At 38.6% G+C, this 19,551-nt stretch carries 15 protein-coding genes and 1 pseudogene; 5 read left to right on the top strand and 11 right to left on the bottom strand.

What is annotated here, in order from left to right:
* Positions 1–256: 256 nt before the first annotated feature.
* Positions 257–1,564, top strand: a complete 1,308-nt coding sequence (locus tag NSQ61_RS05515; RefSeq protein WP_412674572.1) for a cell wall-binding repeat-containing protein — start codon at positions 257–259, stop codon at positions 1,562–1,564.
* A gap of 509 nt (positions 1,565–2,073) precedes the next feature.
* Positions 2,074–2,253, top strand: a pseudogene (locus NSQ61_RS05510) (energy-coupling factor ABC transporter permease); the annotation flags it as partial.
* A 159-nt stretch (positions 2,254–2,412) separates the two neighbouring features.
* On the opposite strand, the gene NSQ61_RS05505 reads toward NSQ61_RS05510, so the two are convergent.
* The 6 genes from NSQ61_RS05505 to NSQ61_RS05480 form a co-directional block, all read right to left on the bottom strand.
* Positions 2,413–3,528, bottom strand: a complete 1,116-nt coding sequence (locus NSQ61_RS05505; protein WP_340806227.1) for an IS4 family transposase — start codon at positions 3,526–3,528, stop codon at positions 2,413–2,415.
* Positions 3,529–3,825: 297 nt separating this feature from the next.
* Positions 3,826–4,671 (bottom strand): hypothetical protein, encoded by an 846-nt coding sequence (locus tag NSQ61_RS05500; RefSeq protein ID WP_311066149.1) that lies wholly within the window; start codon positions 4,669–4,671, stop codon positions 3,826–3,828.
* Positions 4,672–4,979: 308 nt separating this feature from the next.
* Positions 4,980–6,179 (bottom strand): CaiB/BaiF CoA transferase family protein, encoded by a 1,200-nt coding sequence (locus NSQ61_RS05495; protein WP_311066150.1) that lies wholly within the window; start codon positions 6,177–6,179, stop codon positions 4,980–4,982.
* Position 6,180: 1 nt separating this feature from the next.
* Positions 6,181–6,978, bottom strand: coding sequence for an enoyl-CoA hydratase/isomerase family protein (locus tag NSQ61_RS05490; protein WP_066251578.1), 798 nt, complete (start codon positions 6,976–6,978; stop codon positions 6,181–6,183).
* 341 nt (positions 6,979–7,319) lie between these two features.
* Positions 7,320–7,985 (bottom strand): GntR family transcriptional regulator, encoded by a 666-nt coding sequence (locus tag NSQ61_RS05485; RefSeq protein WP_063387781.1) that lies wholly within the window; start codon positions 7,983–7,985, stop codon positions 7,320–7,322.
* A 245-nt stretch (positions 7,986–8,230) separates the two neighbouring features.
* Positions 8,231–9,340: an IS4 family transposase gene (locus NSQ61_RS05480; RefSeq protein ID WP_144596560.1), complete on the bottom strand. Its 1,110-nt coding sequence runs from the start codon at positions 9,338–9,340 to the stop codon at positions 8,231–8,233.
* An 808-nt stretch (positions 9,341–10,148) separates the two neighbouring features.
* Here NSQ61_RS05480 and NSQ61_RS05475 point away from each other — a divergent pair.
* Positions 10,149–11,432 carry an SLC13 family permease gene (locus tag NSQ61_RS05475; protein WP_327856332.1) on the top strand — a complete coding sequence of 428 codons (1,284 nt, stop codon included), beginning with the start codon at positions 10,149–10,151 and terminating at the stop codon, positions 11,430–11,432.
* A 260-nt stretch (positions 11,433–11,692) separates the two neighbouring features.
* Here the strand turns inward: NSQ61_RS05475 and NSQ61_RS05470 are convergent, their stop codons facing one another.
* Both NSQ61_RS05470 and NSQ61_RS05465 read right to left on the bottom strand, forming a co-directional pair.
* Entirely contained in the window at positions 11,693–12,706 is a 1,014-nt protein-coding gene (locus tag NSQ61_RS05470) for a FecCD family ABC transporter permease (protein ID WP_340806243.1), read from the bottom strand.
* A gap of 1 nt (position 12,707) precedes the next feature.
* Positions 12,708–13,751, bottom strand: a complete 1,044-nt coding sequence (locus tag NSQ61_RS05465) for a FecCD family ABC transporter permease (RefSeq protein ID WP_340806240.1) — start codon at positions 13,749–13,751, stop codon at positions 12,708–12,710.
* Positions 13,752–13,878: 127 nt separating this feature from the next.
* Between NSQ61_RS05465 and NSQ61_RS05460 the strand changes: the two genes are divergently transcribed.
* The gene (locus NSQ61_RS05460) at positions 13,879–14,856 is read left to right on the top strand and encodes an ABC transporter substrate-binding protein (RefSeq protein WP_340806238.1); all 978 of its coding nucleotides are present in this window, start codon (positions 13,879–13,881) and stop codon (positions 14,854–14,856) included.
* A 1,177-nt stretch (positions 14,857–16,033) separates the two neighbouring features.
* On the opposite strand, the gene NSQ61_RS05455 is transcribed toward NSQ61_RS05460, so the two are convergent.
* Positions 16,034–16,237, bottom strand: a complete 204-nt coding sequence (locus tag NSQ61_RS05455) for a Fur-regulated basic protein FbpA (RefSeq protein WP_144598111.1) — start codon at positions 16,235–16,237, stop codon at positions 16,034–16,036.
* Between the two features lie 1,133 nt (positions 16,238–17,370).
* On the opposite strand from NSQ61_RS05455, the gene NSQ61_RS05450 reads away from it, so the two are divergent.
* Positions 17,371–17,568 carry a hypothetical protein gene (locus NSQ61_RS05450; RefSeq protein ID WP_340806234.1) on the top strand — a complete coding sequence of 66 codons (198 nt, stop codon included), beginning with the start codon at positions 17,371–17,373 and terminating at the stop codon, positions 17,566–17,568.
* A 924-nt stretch (positions 17,569–18,492) separates the two neighbouring features.
* Here the strand turns inward: NSQ61_RS05450 and NSQ61_RS05445 are convergent.
* Entirely contained in the window at positions 18,493–18,768 is a 276-nt protein-coding gene (locus NSQ61_RS05445; RefSeq protein ID WP_327848729.1) for a 2TM domain-containing protein, read from the bottom strand.
* Between the two features lie 378 nt (positions 18,769–19,146).
* Positions 19,147–19,350, bottom strand: coding sequence for a hypothetical protein (locus tag NSQ61_RS05440; RefSeq protein ID WP_340806231.1), 204 nt, complete (start codon positions 19,348–19,350; stop codon positions 19,147–19,149).
* Positions 19,351–19,551 lie beyond the last annotated feature (201 nt).

Genomic DNA, 19,551 nt, shown 5'->3' with positions numbered 1-19,551 from the left:
GAAAGCTCTTCGCCGCCTTTAACCGAACGTTCTGTTCTCATTTTTTCATTATATCATTTTCATCCAACGCTTATCTGTTCTCCCCCGTCCGAACTTTAAAACAGCGAGCGGATGCCAAATGCGGGCACACCTTTTTGGCGAGTAAATAATTTTCGCATAAAAAAATTTACAGGATCAAAAATGGACCGTCTCCATCATTTTTGCACATTTTTTTGTTAAAACAGATGCAAAGAAAATGTTAGGAGGAGGAATTAGAATGAAAAAAAATAGTAAGCTGCTGATTTTTCTTACCGTTTTAACAGCTTTCATGCTCTTTTCTGCATCATGTTCCAACGGAAGCAGCAACGGCCATACAGGAGAACATACGGAAGACATGAATCATGAAAAAATGGACCACGAAAATATGAATGATCATGCCAATCATAACGGAAAAGACACTCAGAGCACAAAAAATCAAGACTTTTCCAAAGCGCCCGCACAATTTAATCCAAATGCTGAAGAAAGCTTAATTGTTCAAAACACGAAAAATATAACGAGAATTCCTGTTGCCGATCCAATTCGTGCATCCATTTACGTATCCCAAACCATTTGGCCTGCCACACATAAAGAAAATCAACCCGGAGCCGTTATTCTGTCGCCTGTTGGTCAATGGCAAACAACATTAGCCGGAGCTGACTTAATCCATCATCCAAATAACGGCCCGATCTTACTGATTCATCAAGATAACATTCCCGATAAAGTGTTGAGTGAAATCAAACGGTTAAATCCGACTGGGAACCGGAACGGCACTCAAATTGTTGTGTTAGGAGATGTTTCAAACAATGTCATCAACCAGTTGTCAGGTTATAAAATAGAACAGATCAAAGGAAAAAATCCCGCAGAATTCGCAAGAAATGTCGATCAAGCTTATGCAGAAGTATCCGAAGGCTATCCAGAAAGCGTGATCATCGTTTCTTCAGAGGATCAACATAAACTATATTCCATACCAGCCGTTAATTGGATTTCCCATATGCCTGAGCCTATACTGTTTGCTGCTGAACACGAGCTTCCTAAAGAAACGAAAGATGCGCTTAAGAAACGGAACAAGAAAGCAAACATTTATATTTTAGGACCAGAGAAGGTTATTTCTAAAGATGTAGAAAATCAATTGAAAGAATACGGGACTGTTCATCGAATAGCTGGAAATGACCCTGTAACCACTTCGATTGAATTTGCCAAATTTAAAGATAAAGACACTCAATTCGGATGGGGTATAACGGAACCGGGCCATGGTGTTTCTTTTATTTCAACAGATTCACCAGAGCTTGCTTTAGCTGCCGCTCCGTTTTCACATCTCGGCAAACATGCACCGATGATTTGGTTAAACAAAGGACAGCTTCAACAAGAAACATATGATTTCTTGGCAAGCATCAAGCCAACCTTTCAAGATGACCCGACAACAGGTCCTTACAATCATGGTTTTATCATCGGAGATCAAAAACAAATTTCCTTTCAAACACAAGGAATTCTAGATGACAAGCTTGAAATTGCTCAGGAAGACGGACACGGGCATGGAGGGCATTAAGGAAAACCGGGCGTGAAAATTGAACGCCCGGTTTTCCTTAACTTTTTAAAGTAAATAAACAGCTTCATATGGTAAGTGTGAAAGGTCGCTTCCATTTAGCTTCCTGCTGTTTGAGGAGTTTTATATTCTATCTGTCCCGAAGATACTCAAAGATTTATTTGTGCCCACGAATTAGTTTGAGGCGTTTTATATTCTTTCTGTCCCTGAGGACAAAGTCAATTTTTTTCATTTTCCAAAATAACAAAAAGTGCAAAACTAAGAATCGTACAAGAGTTTTAAATTGTATATTTCCCTATTTATTGAAAACTTTGAGTATTCTTCACGATGAATAAACTGGCGTTTTCAATCAGCTAAAAATGTTTGAAAATGGCGGATTAACAAGAGATAAATTTGTGTAAATAATGATTGGAAAAAGAGAACAATAAATCCAACAACACTCATCGCTGTTGGGCCGAAAAGGAAGCTCCCAATCATTTCTATTCGTTTTTATCCCGGAACAGGCCATCGCCATGCATATTATGGAAGGTTTTCTGCCGATTGAATGGGCTTTATTTTGGTGGGGGGTTACTTTACCTTCTTTAATTATAGGCTTACTTTCTATTAAAAAGAAGCTTCAGGAGCATCCTGAATTCAAAATGATGCTAGGTTTATCTGGAGCATTTGCATTTGTGCTGTCAGCATTAAAAATATAATACTTGCTCTCATTAGCATTGCATAAATATAGTTAGAATTTTCTGTTAATTAATTTTTGTGAATTTGTGCCAAAAAGACAAAACCTAAAGAAAGGTGGCACTGCCCATTTGGTAAATATATACAGTTAAACCAGAGGGACAACGACAAAAGGGAGATTATGGACTGGCTCGCCCATCAAATTTTCGCAACCAAACATAAGCTGGTTTCCACAGAGCTCTCTTTAACCAACGAGTAATTCGAAGTAGAGATTTCTTACTTTTCATCTCCAATTGAATGAGAACATGTAAGCAATACGTGATAAGGGCTAAGAAAATTTGATTTTGAATAGCTGTTTCACTCATCCCATAAAAGTGCTTAATTTCCACGTGTTGCTTGAGCCATTTGAAAAAGAGCTCAATAGCCCAGCGAGATCGGTAAATATCACTTATCTCTTCTGGTTTTAAATCAAATCGGTTGGTGATGAAACGAAGTAAGTTCCCTTTTGTGTCCGTAACTTCTAGTAGACGAAAGACATTTTCAGTACGATTTTGTGTGGTACCAATGTAGACCATTTTATCGGATAGAACGTGACAATCATCAGGAAGTGAAAATGTATAGACTTCACGAATGACTGCGTTTTTCTTCAGTCTTGAAACGAAGAAATAGCCATCATCTGTCATCCGATCAAAACGTTCATAGTCCACATAACCGCGGTCAAACACATACATGGCTTCTTGATCATCCACTAGGACTTCGAGTTGATTTCGGTCATGTTCTTTTGCTGTCGTAATCACTGCTTTTTCAGGATAGACGGTGTCTTTATCCATGAAAACGAGCCGTAAGTGTAGCTTTACACCAGCTTTTGTTTTACGGAATTTTGCCCATTTATAATGGGTCAAATTCAACGGGAGTGTACTTGAATCAATGATTTTCAGTGGCATATTCTTTCCGTTTTGATAATGGTGCCGTTGAATTTTCCAAACAAGATCCAAGAACAAATTTGCAAGAATTAGTGGGTTGATCTGATTGTTTTTTCGGGATAGCTGAGAGGCACTTATCGATTCAAATCCGAGTGCTTTTTGAAGATCTTCGTCTACAAGTGCATCACTCATTTCCTCTAAGCTCGTAAATTCGAGCAGCTGGGCTACCAATAAAAGTTTAATATAGGCTTCTGTTGTCAGCTTTTTTGTGTAATAGTCCTGTTTCAATTCTTTGACTTGTTCGCTAAGTTTTTGAATATTTATGGGTGAAACCCATTTACCAAATGATGAAATTAGTGTATTCTTGTCCATAATGGTTATCCTTTACGATTGGATTTGGACAGGAACCACCTGTACTTCCATTGTAAAGGATTTTTTTGTTTCGAAATCAATAAAAAATTGAACATTCTTAGTATTTTGAATCATCAGATTTAATTAGTGCAATGCTAGTGACTTGCTCTATATGAATTTATTTTTTCAATATGCCTTTTACTGTATAATCCGTTCTTTTACATTTGCCATTTTTATAATAATGACTGACTTTTTGATCATATGGCACCCCTTTGCTCAGCTACGATTACCTAATTTTGCATAACTTATCAGCCCAAATCATATGCGCGCAGTCCGGATCATTGATGCAGGATAAGAGTGTTCCATCGACAATTTACTGATATGAATAGTAATGCTATTTAACTCTATATTTAAAAACTTTAAAAAATCTTCAGCAACTTTTTGTTGAATCTTTTCTGCGATGACGGGTAATGCTTCATCCAATGGATAAAACATGGTGAGGGTGATTTTTATATTCGGCAGCTCGTTTAATGCAATATCTATCCGATGGCATTTTTTTACTGCTTCTACCGAAGTGCAGGCATGGGAAATGATTTGTTTTAAAACGTGTTCAGAAATGTGGATGGTTCCTTGATGAAACCGTGGTCTGATAATCGTTGTTTCACCAATCTCTTCTTTTTGGGTAGAAAAAATTTTCTTTCCCTTCATAATGATCTTCTTTAAAATATTTTGTTCGACTTGTACATATGGAATCGGAATAATATGTTTCCCCTCTGTTTTTCTCACATATAATGCCATGTTGATTTCCTTTGACGATCTAATTTCTTCAATTTTGTAATATTTGGTGATTTTTCCTAATTGCAATGTTTCCGCAATTTGATCAACCATTTTTGTAGACGTACCAATAATAAGAAGCGAATGAATATCAAGTGCTTTAATAGCATTTTGGACTTCTTTTCGGTGATCCTCATAAAAAAAGACAGCCCGTTTAATAGCGGTTATATAGTTCTTTTCATATTTCGCTGAACTCCCTGCAGCTTTTCGCCCTTTATAAATTAACAATCCATCATCAATCATAGCCGGTATGTTTTTACTATGTGCAAAAGAAAGTGCGCTGGTGCTTTTTCCCGTGCCGCTGCGGCCAACAAGAGCGAATACGCGCATTGGGTGAATACCCCTTTCTTAAAAATCTTTCAACCTGAAGGAAAATGCCCGTAAAACTTAAAGGCGGACCGGATCCGGCAAACCGGAAACTCTATTCTGTCTATTTACAGGAAAATTCAGTTCGTATGACAGCAAATGTTTGTTTCTGGACTCCGATTGTTATGTGGGATATTAATATTCATGAATTTCAAAAAAATAGGCTTTGGATCGAGCATCATACACAATAAAACAGAGGAAGTTTTTTTACTTGAAAAAACTAGCAAATTATTAAAATATTTTTAGTCGATTGTCGACTGAATTTTATCGAATTATACACATTTTTGTTGAGGAATAATAATCCCCTCTTTTATAAATGTTTCTATCTCTTCTTTACTGTAGCCCATTTGCTTTAGAACGGTTTCACTATGCTCCCCCTGAGCTGGAGGGACCGTTTTGATCCTGCCCGGTGTGCGCGATAATTTTACAGGAACACCAAGCATTTTTAAGATTCCGAGGGAAGGATGCTCCATTTCAACGACCATTTCCCTTTCCTTGATATGGGCATCATTTAAAATGTCCGAAAGCTTATTAACCGGTCCGCATGGAATTTTCGCAGATTCCAACATGTCAACCCATTCATCTCTCGCTTTTCTTTTAAATATTTCTTCAAGTATGGAAATCAGTTCATCTCTATTTTGAACCCGGTCCGGATTCGTTTTAAATTTCCGGTCTCTAAGAGCTTCCACATCCAATACGTCAACCAGCGAATTCCAAAGGCTGTCATTTCCTACTGCAAGAATAAAGTGGCCGTCCGAAGCTTCAAAAACCTGGTAAGGCACAATATTCGGATGGGCTCCTCCCAGCGGCTTTGGATCATTGTTTGTCGCAAAATAGTTGCCGGCAAGGTACGTTTGCCAAGAAACCATCGTGTCGAGCAAGGAGACATCGATCCATTGTCCTTGACCTGAACGCTCTCTTTCCCAAAGTGCTGACAGAATGCCGATTGTTGCCCACATTCCTGCTCCGATGTCTGCCAAAGAATATCCAGCTTTAACTGGTGTACCGTCTGGTTCGCCTGTAACGGACATTAACCCGCCCATTCCTTGAGCCAGGACATCATAGCCAGGCTTTTTTGAATACGGTCCTGTTTGACCGAAGCCGGAAATCGAAGCAAGAATGACTCCGCGGTTATGCTGCTTTAAGATGTCATAATCAATTCCGAGCTTTTTTAATGTGCCGGGTCGAAAGTTTTCAACAACAACATCCGCTTCTTCTACCATTTTCAGTAAAATTTCTTTTCCTTTTGGATCTTTTAAATTTAAAACAACACTTTTCTTATTGCGGTTGACACTTAGAAAGTACGCGCTTTCATTTTTAATGAACGGAGGACCCCATTGCCTTGTATCATCCCCTTGCGGACTTTCAATTTTTATCACCTCGGCGCCTAAATCAGCTAATGTCATTGTGCAAAAAGGGCCGCTCAATATTCTCGTTAAGTCAATAATTTTAATTCCTGCAAGTGGCAGCATGTCAACCTCTCCCTTTAAAATTCGGTTTTCTTTTTTCTACAAAGGAACGAACACCTTCAGGAAAATCATTTGCGTCAATACTGGACGCCGTACCTGTATCCCACGGAAATGAAAGTGCCGGCTTATTGTAGGCGACAGATCTTTTAACAGCAAGAAGAGACGCCGGTGACTGCTCCATAACTTTTTTCGCCAAACGTAATGTAAAATGATCCACATCCTCATCATCCGGAACCATGTAATTAACTAATCCCAATTGACAGCATTCTGAAGCGTCTAGCAGTCGACCTGTATAAACTAAATCCATCGTCCGGCTCCCTCCGATCAGATCTGCAATCCGTTTTACAAACATTTGGTTTAACGTAATTCCCAGCCGTCCGACTGGGATTCCCATTTTAGCTTTAGAGGTCCCAACCCGAAGATCACATGCTAAAGATAGAACAAATCCTGCACCTAATGCCGGACCATTTATAGCGGCAATGGTTGGCAACGGAAGTTTTTCAAACGTCGAAATGGCTTGTTCCATTAAGCGGAAAGCTTCGTGCGCTTCGTTAATCGACATTTGGTTAAATTCTTTCAAATCAGAACCTGAACAAAATTGATCCTTGCTTCCGCGCAGGATCACCACTCGTGTTTTCGGGTTTTCAGGAATCAGCCTTCCAATTTCCGCCAGCTCCCTCCACATCCCCGATGTTATAGCATTTTTTAGGTGTGGACGTTGGATCGTTACAATGGCAAGCCCGGCACTTTCCTGAAGTATAATTTTCCCATCCGCCTCGACCTGACTAATCGTTACCCTCATTAAAAATCACCTATCTCTTGTCTTCATATTTTTTAACAAAATCAAAAAATGCTCTTCCTAGAAGATGGACGACTGTCGACAATCATCTTGTTACAACCATGATATCCCCTCATGTTATAAAAGTCAATAAAAATTCTGAAAATTTTAAATTTTCATTTTGTATTTGCTGAGGAAAACCTACTTATGTCATGTTTTGATTATGACCCAGTCGATAAGCTGAAAAATAAAAAAAGGAGCTTATATGAAAAGGGCTTCACTCCTTCATATGAACTCCCTAAAATCATGTATATGTTGTTCGTTTCAAGACATTTACAGCGCTCGTTGTTTTCCCTTTTTTGCTGCTAGTACGATTGTTTATTTTTCGTTTTGTTTTCGACCCTTTTAATTACGCTATGATTATGATTTTCAAGCAAAACAAGCGCTTCATCGATCAGGTTTTCCTTTAACAAATCTAAAATAATGCGGTGTTCCTTCAAAGACTTTTTTATATGCTCCTCTTCAAGAAACGATATTCTTTGAAGTACAAGCAAAGGACGTCCTAATCTCCAATACATTTCTTTAATAATTTCGCTTTTGCTCATTTCAATGATGAGCATATGAAACTCTTGGTTCAGATTGGCATACTGTTTTTCGTCATCAACCTCTGACATCTTTTGTACCAATTGCTCCATTTTCTTAAGAATTTCTTCATTTATCCCGCGGACTTTAATTCTTTTCATCGCAAGGCTTTCCAATACGATTCTCATTTCAAGAAGATCATAAACTTCATCTTCCGTATAGCCTTTCACAACAGCGCCTTTTCTAGGAATTCGCTCTATTAGCCCTTCATTTTCCAGCAAATAGAGCGACTCTCGAATAGGCGCCCGGCTCGTTCCAAACTCTTCTGCGTAAGTGGACTCAATAATTTTTTCTCCGGGCTTCAGCTCCCCCGCCATAATTTGGTTTGTTATTTTTTCCGCTATTTTGTGGGACAACGAATGATTGTAAAATAATTGATTATTTTTCATTCCCGCTCTTCCTCTCTATAATGTCGACTGTCTATTTTTTATAATCCTATTATAACTTGTTTATAAATACACAGTAGCGTTGCATAAAAAATAAAAACATTTTATGCAGAATTTTCTGAATAAAATATTTTATAATAAACGAAAAACAAGGCAGTAACCAACTAAAGGTGATCACTATCCATTTGGTAATAAATGTATCTGTTTTATTGTTACATGGCTACTGCGCTTCGCCGACTTTTTTCAACTCATTCCCGTTGAATTCGTTCCACCCACACGGTACTTGGTTTCCAAAGAAAAACGCGAAGCCAACGATAAATCTGGGTGAGAGAATGTTTCGATTTCATTTCAAGTTGAATAAGAATGAGTAAACAGTAAGAAATCAGAGCTAAGTAAACCTGATTTTCTACAGCTTCTGGACTCGTTCCATAAAGATGTTTGAGTGTTAAACGTTGCTTAATCCACTTAAAAAATAGTTCAATGGCCCATCGAGAACGATAGATATCACCAAGTTCTTCTGGATCTAGGTCGAATCGGTTCGTAATGATTCGAATTCGATTCCCGTCCGAATCGAATGTTTCGATTAATCGAAAGACATTTTCCGTTCGTTTTTGTGGTGTCCCAATGACCACCATCGAATCAGATAAAATAGAGGAATTGGATGGGACAGAGAACGATTCAAGAAATCGAACATAGGCATTCTTTTTCAGACGGGAGGCGAAAAAGAGGCCTTTATCACAGTAATAATCGAACTTTTCGTAGTCTACATAACCACGATCAAACACGTACATGGCATCTGTTTCGTCGATCAGTTGTTCCATTTGTGTTCGATCATTGTTCCCTGCTGGGGTCATGACCATTTTTTCCGGATAAACCGTATCTTCATTGACAAACACCAGTCGTAAATGAACCTTAATTCCCGACTTCGTTTTGCGAAACGTAGCCCATTGATATTTTTTCAGATTCAGTGAAATGGTCGTAGAATCCACGATTTTTAAGCCACTCACCTGACTGGAGGAATTCGTGGACATCTGGCGGATTTGATTCACTAAATCCAGAAAGATTTCTGCGAGCAATTCGGGTTTTACTTGGCGATGTTTTCGAGAAAGTTGTGAAGCACTAATAGATGTCAATCCTAATTCTCGCTGAAAATCATCCAGTAACGCATCATCGGCGATGGCGCGCAGTCCTTCTCGTTGTTGAAGTTGAGCATGCAAAAACAAAAGTAAATACGCTTTTGTGGTTAATTTTTTCGTATATTTATCTTGTTTCATCTCTTCAATTCTTTGTGTAAATTTAACAGAATTGAGAGGAGTGACCCATTTACCAAATGAAGAAAATAGTGTATCCTTGTCCATAGGCTTCATCCTTTATATTGGATTTGGACAGGGACCACCTGTACCATCCATTATAAAGGATTTTTTTATGGACTTTTTTCAATTCGGAATTTTCGAATTAAATTAATGCAACGCTAGTGATAAATACAAATCGAAAAATTCTGTAAAGTCGGCATTGTATTGGAAGATTTTCCGCAAATCTTTCGTTTGCTGCACTGTTCTAATTTATTCGAAATTTATAGAAGTTCTCCTTCCTCCATATATAAAAATTAATGTGATCCCTTTCATTATAAATGACTTCATAAATAAGAATATTCAAATTTTTATTACGAATATTTCATCGCTTCGTACATCCTGTCGACAATTGACAAAGATGCATATTTTTCATTTTGCTTTCGTAAACATTTTTGTAAATGAATAAATAGCTGTAAACAATCTGTGATGAATGAAAAACGGAGAAAAGGAGGTAATGTGCGAAAAACACTTTATCTTAATCTTATAAATGCTGTTTCTCTCTTTATTTTGCCCTTGGACCGCCTTCTAACAAATAGGATAAGCAGCCGATTTCCTTGTGAAGTCGCCGAAATGTTCAGGTATGTCATTCAAAATAAAAGCATACATTTCAATTATTTTTTCGAGAGGTGACGATTTATGATTTGAAATTATATTTTTCAGAATATTCAAATAAAAAAGTCACCTTTTTTCTAGTCATTCATATTCTTATAATGCATTGTCGATCGTCGATTTTGTAAGCTGGGGTTTTTAGAAAGCGGTTTCAAATTTTTGGGATTTTCTATTTTCATTCCAAAGCTTAGGAGGAAAAATCAATATGAGTATTGAGCTCATTGGAATTATTGTGCTTCTGTTGATGTTTATTGTAGGTTCAGTTTTGCCAATTAACCTCGGTGTTTTAGGGTTCGTAGCTGCTTTTATCGTCGGAGTTGTATTCAGCGGATTAAATATTGACGACATTTACAGCGGTTTTCCGGCTGAATTGTTCGTCACTCTTGCTGGAGTGACTTATCTGTTTTCAATTGTTGAGAAAAACGGGACAGTTGATTTGATTACCGGATGGGGTCTTCGCTTAGTCAGAGGTAATCTAGGTCTCGTGCCATGGATAATGTTTTTGCTTTGCGCTATTTTAACTAGCGTCGGCACTTTGGGACCTGCTGCTATTGCGATCCTAGCGCCGATTGCGCTGCGTTTTGCCGCACGATACAACATTAATCCTCTCTTGATGGGGTTATTGTTAGTGATTGGTTCCACAGCGGGATCCTTCTCACTGCTTAATCCTTATGGAGTGATTGTTAACGGCGTTATGCAGGCAAGAGATCTTCCTCATTCGCCGGGGTTGCTTTTCATAAACGCTTTTATCTTCAGTGTATTTGCTTCTGTGATTGTGTTCATCGTTTTGGGAGGACTTCGGCTGCTAAAAAAACGAACTGCTGCCGAAGAAGATGCAGCGTCTAGAGCTGAAGGGTCCTCCGCAAATGAGAACAATAAATCACAAGAAAATGGATTAACTTTTTACAGAGGCATCACACTTTTAGGGATCATCACACTCGTCGTCCTCGCTCTTATGTTCGATATCGATATTGGCTTTGCAGCGCTTGGAGTAGGATTAGTGCTAGCATTAATTGCTCCAAAGCAGCAAAAGGGCGTTCTATCACGGATGCCTTGGTCTGTGATTCTCTTAATAACTGGTATTGTCACATACGTAGGCGTTTTAGAAACAATTGGAACGATTGATTACATGACTGACTTAATCGCAAAAGTAGGAAATCCGGTAATCGCAGCCCTTGCATCGTCATACGTAGGAGGCATCGTTTCAGCTTTTGCCTCGACAACAGGGTTTCTGGCAGCTATCATCCCGCTGGCAGCGCCCATTTTACAGGACCCGACCATTTCTTCCGTCGGTGTCGTTTCAGCCATTGCCATTTCTTCAAGCATCGTCGATATAAGCCCCTTCTCCACTAACGGTGCATTGCTGCTCGCAAACGTACAAGGGGTAAAAGAGAATGTATTTTTTAAACAGCTTTTACTTTCTGCTGTTGTAGTCGTAGCGCTTGGACCTGGGCTCGCCTGGCTTGCTTTTGTATTAATTGCGGGATAGCATGGCAAACGATCATCCTTTCGCCGGCAGAAAACAGTTTTTTATAACGAACAAGCGCAGCTTCAAGCTGCAATAATGAAAAAAACGTTGACCGCTTGATCTTTTGGATAAAACAAACACCTCCATTCATCGAATTTATTTGATGCATTCGACACTGGAGGTGTTTGTCCCTTCCCTCATTTAACCGGGCCGCTTTTAGACAAATTCGTATAGTTTTTTTTGAGACGAAGCGGTGCAATGAAATCTTGCTGTATATAGCGTCAAATTGATTTTATTAGCAAATATATAAAATAAGGCGCCCCCAAAATGGAAACAACGATCCCGACAGGCAGCTCTGAAGGAGCCATGACAACCCGTCCTAATGTATCTGCAGCCAAAAGAATGAAGCTTCCTAAAGCAGCAGTAAGGGGCAAGCATTTCGAATGCTTTGGCCCGACTAGTTGCCTTGTAATATGAGGGGCAAGCAAACCAAGGAACGTAATCCCTCCGCCAACCGCTACACAAACTCCTGCCAGTGTAACGGCAATGATTAATAAAATCTTGCGTTCTCTTGCAACGTTTATTCCTACCCCTGTTGCTGTTGAATCACCTAAAAGCAATATATCGAGAACCTTTGATTTATAAATCGCGATCGGAATAAGGATCAATAACCATGGTAACAGCGCCCATACATAGTTCCAGTTCGCACCCCAGATGGCTCCCGACAGCCAAGTAAGTGCTCTTGTAAAATCATTCGGTTCCATTTTCATTTGGAAGATGAGGATGCCGGCATTGAATGCCGCATTCATCCCTATTCCCATTAATAAAAGTCTTATCGGTGTAATATGTCCATTTTTTCGAGATAAAAAATAGATTAAGACGGCGGTAAGAAAAGCGCCTGCTAAAGCCGTTATGGGCAAAACATACACGGAAGCCCAGCCGTTCAAAAAGGAAGCTCCTTGGAAAAAGAACATATATAATACAACGGCAAACCCTGCTCCTGAATTAATCCCCAATATTCCCGGATCCGCTAACGGATTTTGCGTAACCCCTTGGAGGATAGCCCCTGAAAGGGAGATTCCCATCCCTACGAGCAATGCCATGAATATTCTAGGCAAACGGAATTGGAATATGGTCAATTCATTTTGATCTGTTCCATTTCCTAATAAGGCGGCAATGACCTCATGAAGAGGTATTTGTATATAGCCGGCATTAATGCTTATGATTGCGGTTATAATGATGATAAAAATAGTTGAAAAAAACAATGTTTTGAAGTTTATTAATCTTTTTGACATGTTACACCCTCCCCTCTTTACGGGCTAAATAGAGGAAGAAGGGAACCCCTACAACGGCAGTTATCGCTCCAACAGGAGTTTCAAACGGAGCATTCACCATGCGTCCGACAATATCAGCCGCAATTAATAAAATCCCGCCTAAAACGGCAGAACAAGGAATAATCCAACGGTAATCCGTTCCGACCAAAAACCGTGCAATATGAGGAACGATGAGTCCGACAAAGCCAATCACTCCAGCAATTGAAACAGCTGCCCCTGTTAAAAGCAGCACCGTGACCGCTCCTAAAAATTTTACCACATTTGTATTTTGCCCGAGACTTTTGGCAGCTTCTTCGCCCAAGTTAAGGACGGTAATAGAGCGCGACAGTAAGATGGCCAGCAAAAGACCGGAAATGACGAACGGCAAAAGAAAATGGACTTGGGTTGGTTGGACAGCTGAAACTCCTCCCGCAAAAAAATAGCTGATATCCTTTGCAATATTAAATTTAATTCCGATCGCAGTCGATAAGGAGGTTAGGAGTGATGTAATCGCTGACCCGGCCAAAGCCAGCTTCACAGGCGTCATCCCTCCGCGGGAAAGGGAGCTAATGCCGAACACAAGACAAGCGCCAAGACCTGAACCTATAAAAGAAAAGATTGATAGACCGAAATAAGAGATTCCCGGTAAAAATGCCAGCGCAATGGCAATGAGAAAGGACGATCCTGCCGTAACACCCATAATAGAAGGAGAGGCTAATGGATTCCTAGTCATTCCTTGCATAATAGCACCGGAAACAGCCAAGGCAGAACCGACGAGAATGGCTGCGACTGCACGGGGCAAACGCAATTCCCTGACAATGACATGAGCTTGATTGTCCTCTTCAAAGGCAAAAAACGCACCAAGAACATCCCGATAACTCAAAGCCGCAGCACCAAAACGAATCGAAATGACAACTGACAGAAATAGGCCAATGATGCCTATGAAAAGAACGATAAGAGCAATCCATCTATTTTTGCTTTTATGTAAAGATTCTGAAGCAGGTTTCGTATGTATCGTTGAATCCATAAACCATTTTTCCTCCAAATGATAAAAATTAAGATTGACAAAGTGGCAGAGATATATTTTAATTGAAAATGGTTATCATTATTGCTTCCCAAAAATTTATTTTATCATATGAGTTGGAGGTTTAGAAATGGTATTTCAGAAAAAGTTATTTTCTCTAATAGGAGCTGCGCTATTAGCTCTATCACTAACCGCTTGCGGTGGACAAGGAACCGACTCCTCTTCCGGATCGGATCAAGCTTCAAATGAGAATGAAAAGTCAGCAGAAACAAGAACATTAACAGATGGAATGGGAAATAAAGTGGAAGTTCCTGCTAATCCAAAAAGAATTATTGCCAGCTATCTTGAAGATCATCTTGTTGCCCTTGGCGTAAAACCTGTCGCACAATGGAGTGTAAACGACGGGAAAACCGTACAAGATTATCTGCAAGATGAGCTGAAAGGAATTCCAACCATTCCGCATGATCTTCCGTTTGAAGCAGTTCAAAAAATGAATCCGGACTTAATTATAATGGACTCCGCTAGCATGGTAGAAGGCGGAAAATATGAACAATATAATCAAATCGCCCCTACTTTTGTTATTGGTGAAGAAGATAACAGCGATTGGCGCAAAGAATTGAAGCTTATTGGCGAAGTATTAGGAAAGGAAAAAGAAGCGGAAAAAGCTCTAGAAGAATATGACGCCAAAGTAGCCAAAGCGAAAGAGACAATTAAAGAAAAAGTAGGAAATCCTTCTGTCGCAGCAGTCTGGTTAGTAGGCGGACAATTCTTTATCGTAAATGAAAAACTTTCAAGCGGTGCCGTCATGTACGGAGACTTAGGATTAAAAGTGCCAAAAGTTGTAAAAGAAATTTCAGCAAACTCAGCAGATAACTGGAGCTCTATCTCTTTAGAGAAATTAGTAGAATTGGATGCTGACTATTTGTTCTTAATTAATAGTGACGGTTCCAATGCAGCACCTTTAAGTGATGCTCTATGGAAAAGCATTCCGGCTGTAAAAGCAGGCAACGTTTTTGAATTTTCACCTGAAAAAAGCTGGTTGTACACAGGCTCTATTGCCAATTCGCAAATCATCGATGATATTCTAGATTCCTTAGTACAAAAATAATGAAAAAGGGTATCCATCACGGATGCCTTTTTTTGTTGGAAATTTCAACTGAGCGTTTTTTTCCGTTACGCCTTTCCGTAATGGCGAGCTGTCACAAACTTCAATGTTGTCAGAATTTAAACGTCTAATTCATATAAACAGCAGGCCATACAGCTGCTAGAAGATCAAATGAACTTTGTTTTTTGTTTTGCTATTTTCGGTCAAAACCGGAGTAGATAGATCACATCTCAGTGTGCTGATCTGAAAACGAAGCAAAAACCGAAATTGATTGATCACAAGTTTATCCTTTTCTCAATGTCTGGCCAATGAAGCCAAAACTGTAAGGTTGAAATTCATGGTTTTTGCCGGAAAATTCCCCCTATTTTTTATGTAATGGTTGACACTTCATGACATTAGTCGTTGAAAGTTCTTGTTTGCTATTTTCTATGTAATAACGCGCGTTTGCGATTTTTTAATGTTCATTTTCAAACTCAAGCTGATCTGCATTTGATTCAGGCTGCCGATGATGAAAACGGCTTCCCCTCTCAGTTGTACAAAATCTTTAAACCGTTTGAGGACGCCATTTTGTGCTTTGCAATAGCCTTTGAAGCCTTATTCCCCCCTTCTGAATAACCGAGCTCCATATGTACATTTTTTCTATTTTTCCTATGGCACAATCGGCATCTATATATGTTAAAAATTTAAAGGCGGATTTAGCGAAAATGAAGAACGCTGTTTCAATCGGCATCTATATATGTTAAAAATTTAAAGGCGGATTTAGCGAAAATGAAGAACGCTGTTTCAATCGGCATCTATAATCCTTACACTAAAATGAAAAGCTAAGAGGCTCTTAAATCAAGATTTCCTCCTATCTCGAATCAAGAGCCTCAAATAATTCAGCTGGTAGTTTATTAAATCATACTAATACTATCTATATAGTAGTATTTAAAGGTGCAAAAGCAGATAGAAATTTTTACTAAAAGCCATTGCGTAAAATTTCGTTTTCGATAAATCCTCATTCAAAATTTTTGGAATTTTCCATAGCGTTTTGATTTGCAAATCACTAGCAGAATAATTGAGAAGGGTTGAAGGCCTTTTGGAAAATTCAGTTCACTTACCCATGCTTTGAGAAGAATTCACTGTCCTTCCCTTTCCAATGTACGGGTTTAAAAGAATCATGCGTATTTTTTGATGAAAATTATATTTTTTTGCTCGTCCAACGAATCAACCCTGTTTCACTATGCGGATGGGAATCCCTTTGGGTTTTTTTATATTCATATTCTAATTCTGATAACGTTAATTTGCAAAGCTGCTCCTCATTCTTAAATGCATTTAAGACAATCAGTTTGTTGATCAATTTTTTTCTTCTGATTTCTACAGCCTGACGAAGAAGGTTACTCATGTGATCCTCTCCTTATCATAAAATTTTTACGTTTTTTTAAATGGTTATCCGATTTCGCTGCACCAGCTTTCTTAGTGCAAGTCTGATCTTGTTAAGACTATTTCATCCTCTGTGCCTTATACGGATCATTTATATTCCTGCTGCGAATTTAAAAACTAAGAGGCTCCCAAATCAAGAAAATCCATCTTGAATGGAGCCTCTAGTGAACCAGTCGGCGTTTTTAATTTTCCAGTAAATTTAACATTATATTAAAACATATTAATCCTACCTGTCAAGTATAAATTTATGTTTTTATGAATTTAGGCAAAAAAATTCTGCCTCACCGGTCGTTGATTTGTTAATTACAGATTGATTTCAATTATACAGTCCCGATCCACCCCGGGAAACAGTCCCTTTTGAATGTGCAGTAACATGCTAAAATGTGAAAGCCCGGACGGCCATCCTGACGAATGTACGGTAACATGTTAAAACCCTATTTCACAACTTGTTAGGTTGTTTCAGCAGGCCAAAAATAAAGCAGCTTACCGTTTTTCTTAACAGAAGAAATGCTGTTTTAGACGATAGCTTTTTTCTCTAAGCAATTATTTGAAAGAAGTGGAATTCCAATGCTGCTGTTAAAATGTTGGGAAGTCACCATAGCAATTTTTTGCATAATATGGCATAAAAGCGTTGGATCCGTGCTTTTGTAGAACAAAGAAATGAGCCGTTCACATTTAGCAATTTGCCATTTAAATCATAATACCCCGCTCTGATGGAGCTGATAAATCGGTTACACGAAAACTTATAGCCCCTCACTTAATGGGTTTCTCCTGTCCTTAGTAAACATAATAACAGTTCATTTTCTCTTCTGTTGCTGAACTCTTTTTTGTTCCAGCAGCTGGCAAATGGATTTGATCCCGATCATTCCAAATTTAGCTTTCTACATAAAGCGGGATATCTGGACGTCTTTTAACGTCAACACATCGAACAAAAATTTCTCTTCAAAATGCGTACTATGAATGCTCTTCCAATACCAGATATTACAATATTTTACAATTAGATGAATTTTTTATATAACTTGTGATATTTGTCCGTTTCAAAAAGCCCTGCTAATACATTTAATGTATATAGATATTCTAGGAGGTGAGTTTCCAATGTTTGGTCATACTAGACCCATTATCTGTCCGCCTAAACATGTGGTTCGTGACTGTTTCATTCCACGTGTAGTTCCTTATATTCATCCAATTGTAAGGATTAATCGTTTCAATATTGTCAATGTTCCTAGACATATTTATAGACCAATTACAAGAAACGTAATTGTTGATCCAGGATACCCTTCTAAATGCTGCTAAATGACATTACAATGCGCCCCTCTTTTATTAAGGGGGGGGTTGTTTTGTTTTAAATTCCCTTAACGCCATAACCTCAAGAGGTTCCATCATTATTTCGCATTTCAAAAGTACACTAATGTTCAGATTTTCATTGGAGACACCATAAATTAAGCCGATACAGACCAAGCAACTATTCCTTTGCAAAATGCCGATGCGTTTATTGTGAACAAAGGATTTTTGTGCCCTCTGGATGTTTCAATGTATACAAAAGGAATTTTTCGTCTTCTGATTCGCCATCCTCTCGGATGTCTCTGCGGCCATCCTCCAAGATCAGAAAGCTTTCTTTTTATCAACCCATTCCAACCTGTTTCCTCAACAATATCCATACTTTGAGTTAATCCCCATCAGTTGCAATACATCCATTTATATCCATATGATGAATGAGTCGACACTTTTTTATATTAGTTTGCATAATTATTTTATGGGTTACTAAACTTAATCTTGGCTAATTTATCAGCTGCTGTTCGCTTCAACATTGATTCTGCAGCGGTTTCCAATCGATTTTAGCAGCGTTTTGGGCTCTTGCTCTTACCCGTTGCTTGTGTAGTATTTAACAAAGAGCTCCCTCCTTTGAAGTTGAGTTTTGAAGGAAAAGAAAAAGCACCTTTCAAAAGGTGCCTACACTTTTTTTCTAAATGCCCTTCTTTCCGCATATACTGCACATTCCGGACAAACTTTCATACTATTTCCGTTATGGTCTACATAATGATAGTAAGTTTTTGTTTTTCGCTTACACAAAAAGCACCGCTTATGAAATAGACGAAACATAATTCAACTCTCCATACTGTAATGTTTGAAATGCACCTCACAGGGTGCATCTTTTAGATGTTCCATTTTAATACTCTCCACAAAAAAACGTTCGATTCCGAACGCTTTTAAAATGTTCTACCTGTCTTTTTCCATATATTTTTTTATCTTTTTTTCTTCCCATTCTTCCCCGAATATGCCAAATGCAAACGTTGAGGCGCCGTGTACTAAAAGCCCAATCCCCCAGCCAAAAAGCGGATATTGAAACCACCAATTACCGGGATCCGAAATTAAATTAAAAACAAAAAGCATAGAATTCACTAAAACATAAGAAATGAAATGCATATAAAAGGCTTTCAAATTTTCCACTCTTTTTTTCGCCCTTAAATATTTTTCATCTTTTTCGACTTTCAACACCCCCCTATATAGCTTAGTTTTTGAACAGCCTTGTTGCCACTCATTATGCTGAAAACATTTTGTTCTCCTTCACCGTCTACATTTGGGAATGAGGCACGACAATTTCTAACCTGCTGTTGATTCGGTTTTTCATAAGTGTTGAACCGTAAACGCAACGAATTTGCTTAAGTTTCGACGTTTACCTCTCTTCTCCTACTCCATTCGACAAAGGGGTAATTTTTCCTTCTTTAAACAATAAGGATTAACAAATTTTTTGCAGGAAAAAGGCGAATAAAAGCTTCAAAAAAATATGGGCCACCATTCAATGAAATCGTTTCACAAATGAATTGCACACCATAAAGCTCTCAGCAGGATGGATGAAATGAGCTTTTTCATCTAGAAAAGCCAGAACAAGAAGGTTGGAGCTGAATCGCCATTGGCTAACAAGTACATCCAGTAGCATTCTTTTGAACAATCTTTTTCTGTCAAAGCGGCAACCGTACCGTCATCCTCTTTCACCGGAACAGGGTGTGGCGCCTTAAACAGCTTCTTCATCATTGGAATGGGGGTCATCCGTCTAATCATGAAGGAAATGTCCAATTTTCAAACTTCCCAGCAGGATTTACATCTACAATTATGGGGATCGTGATGCCATGCCTGTATCTAGAAGACAAGGAAACACCTTGATCATATTTCATAAGCAAACACCTGCATCAATTTTACTGTTTTGAACATCATATCGGCACAATATTTTTATATCTCAAATGTATCATATGACCGCCGCAAAGTTTTTTATTCCTT

This window comes from Aeribacillus sp. FSL K6-1121, assembly GCF_038003725.1.
Classification (GTDB): domain Bacteria; phylum Bacillota; class Bacilli; order Bacillales; family Aeribacillaceae; genus Aeribacillus; species Aeribacillus composti.
Note: the sequence above shows the minus strand (reverse complement) of the source record. Positions and strands in the feature narration are given on the sequence as shown.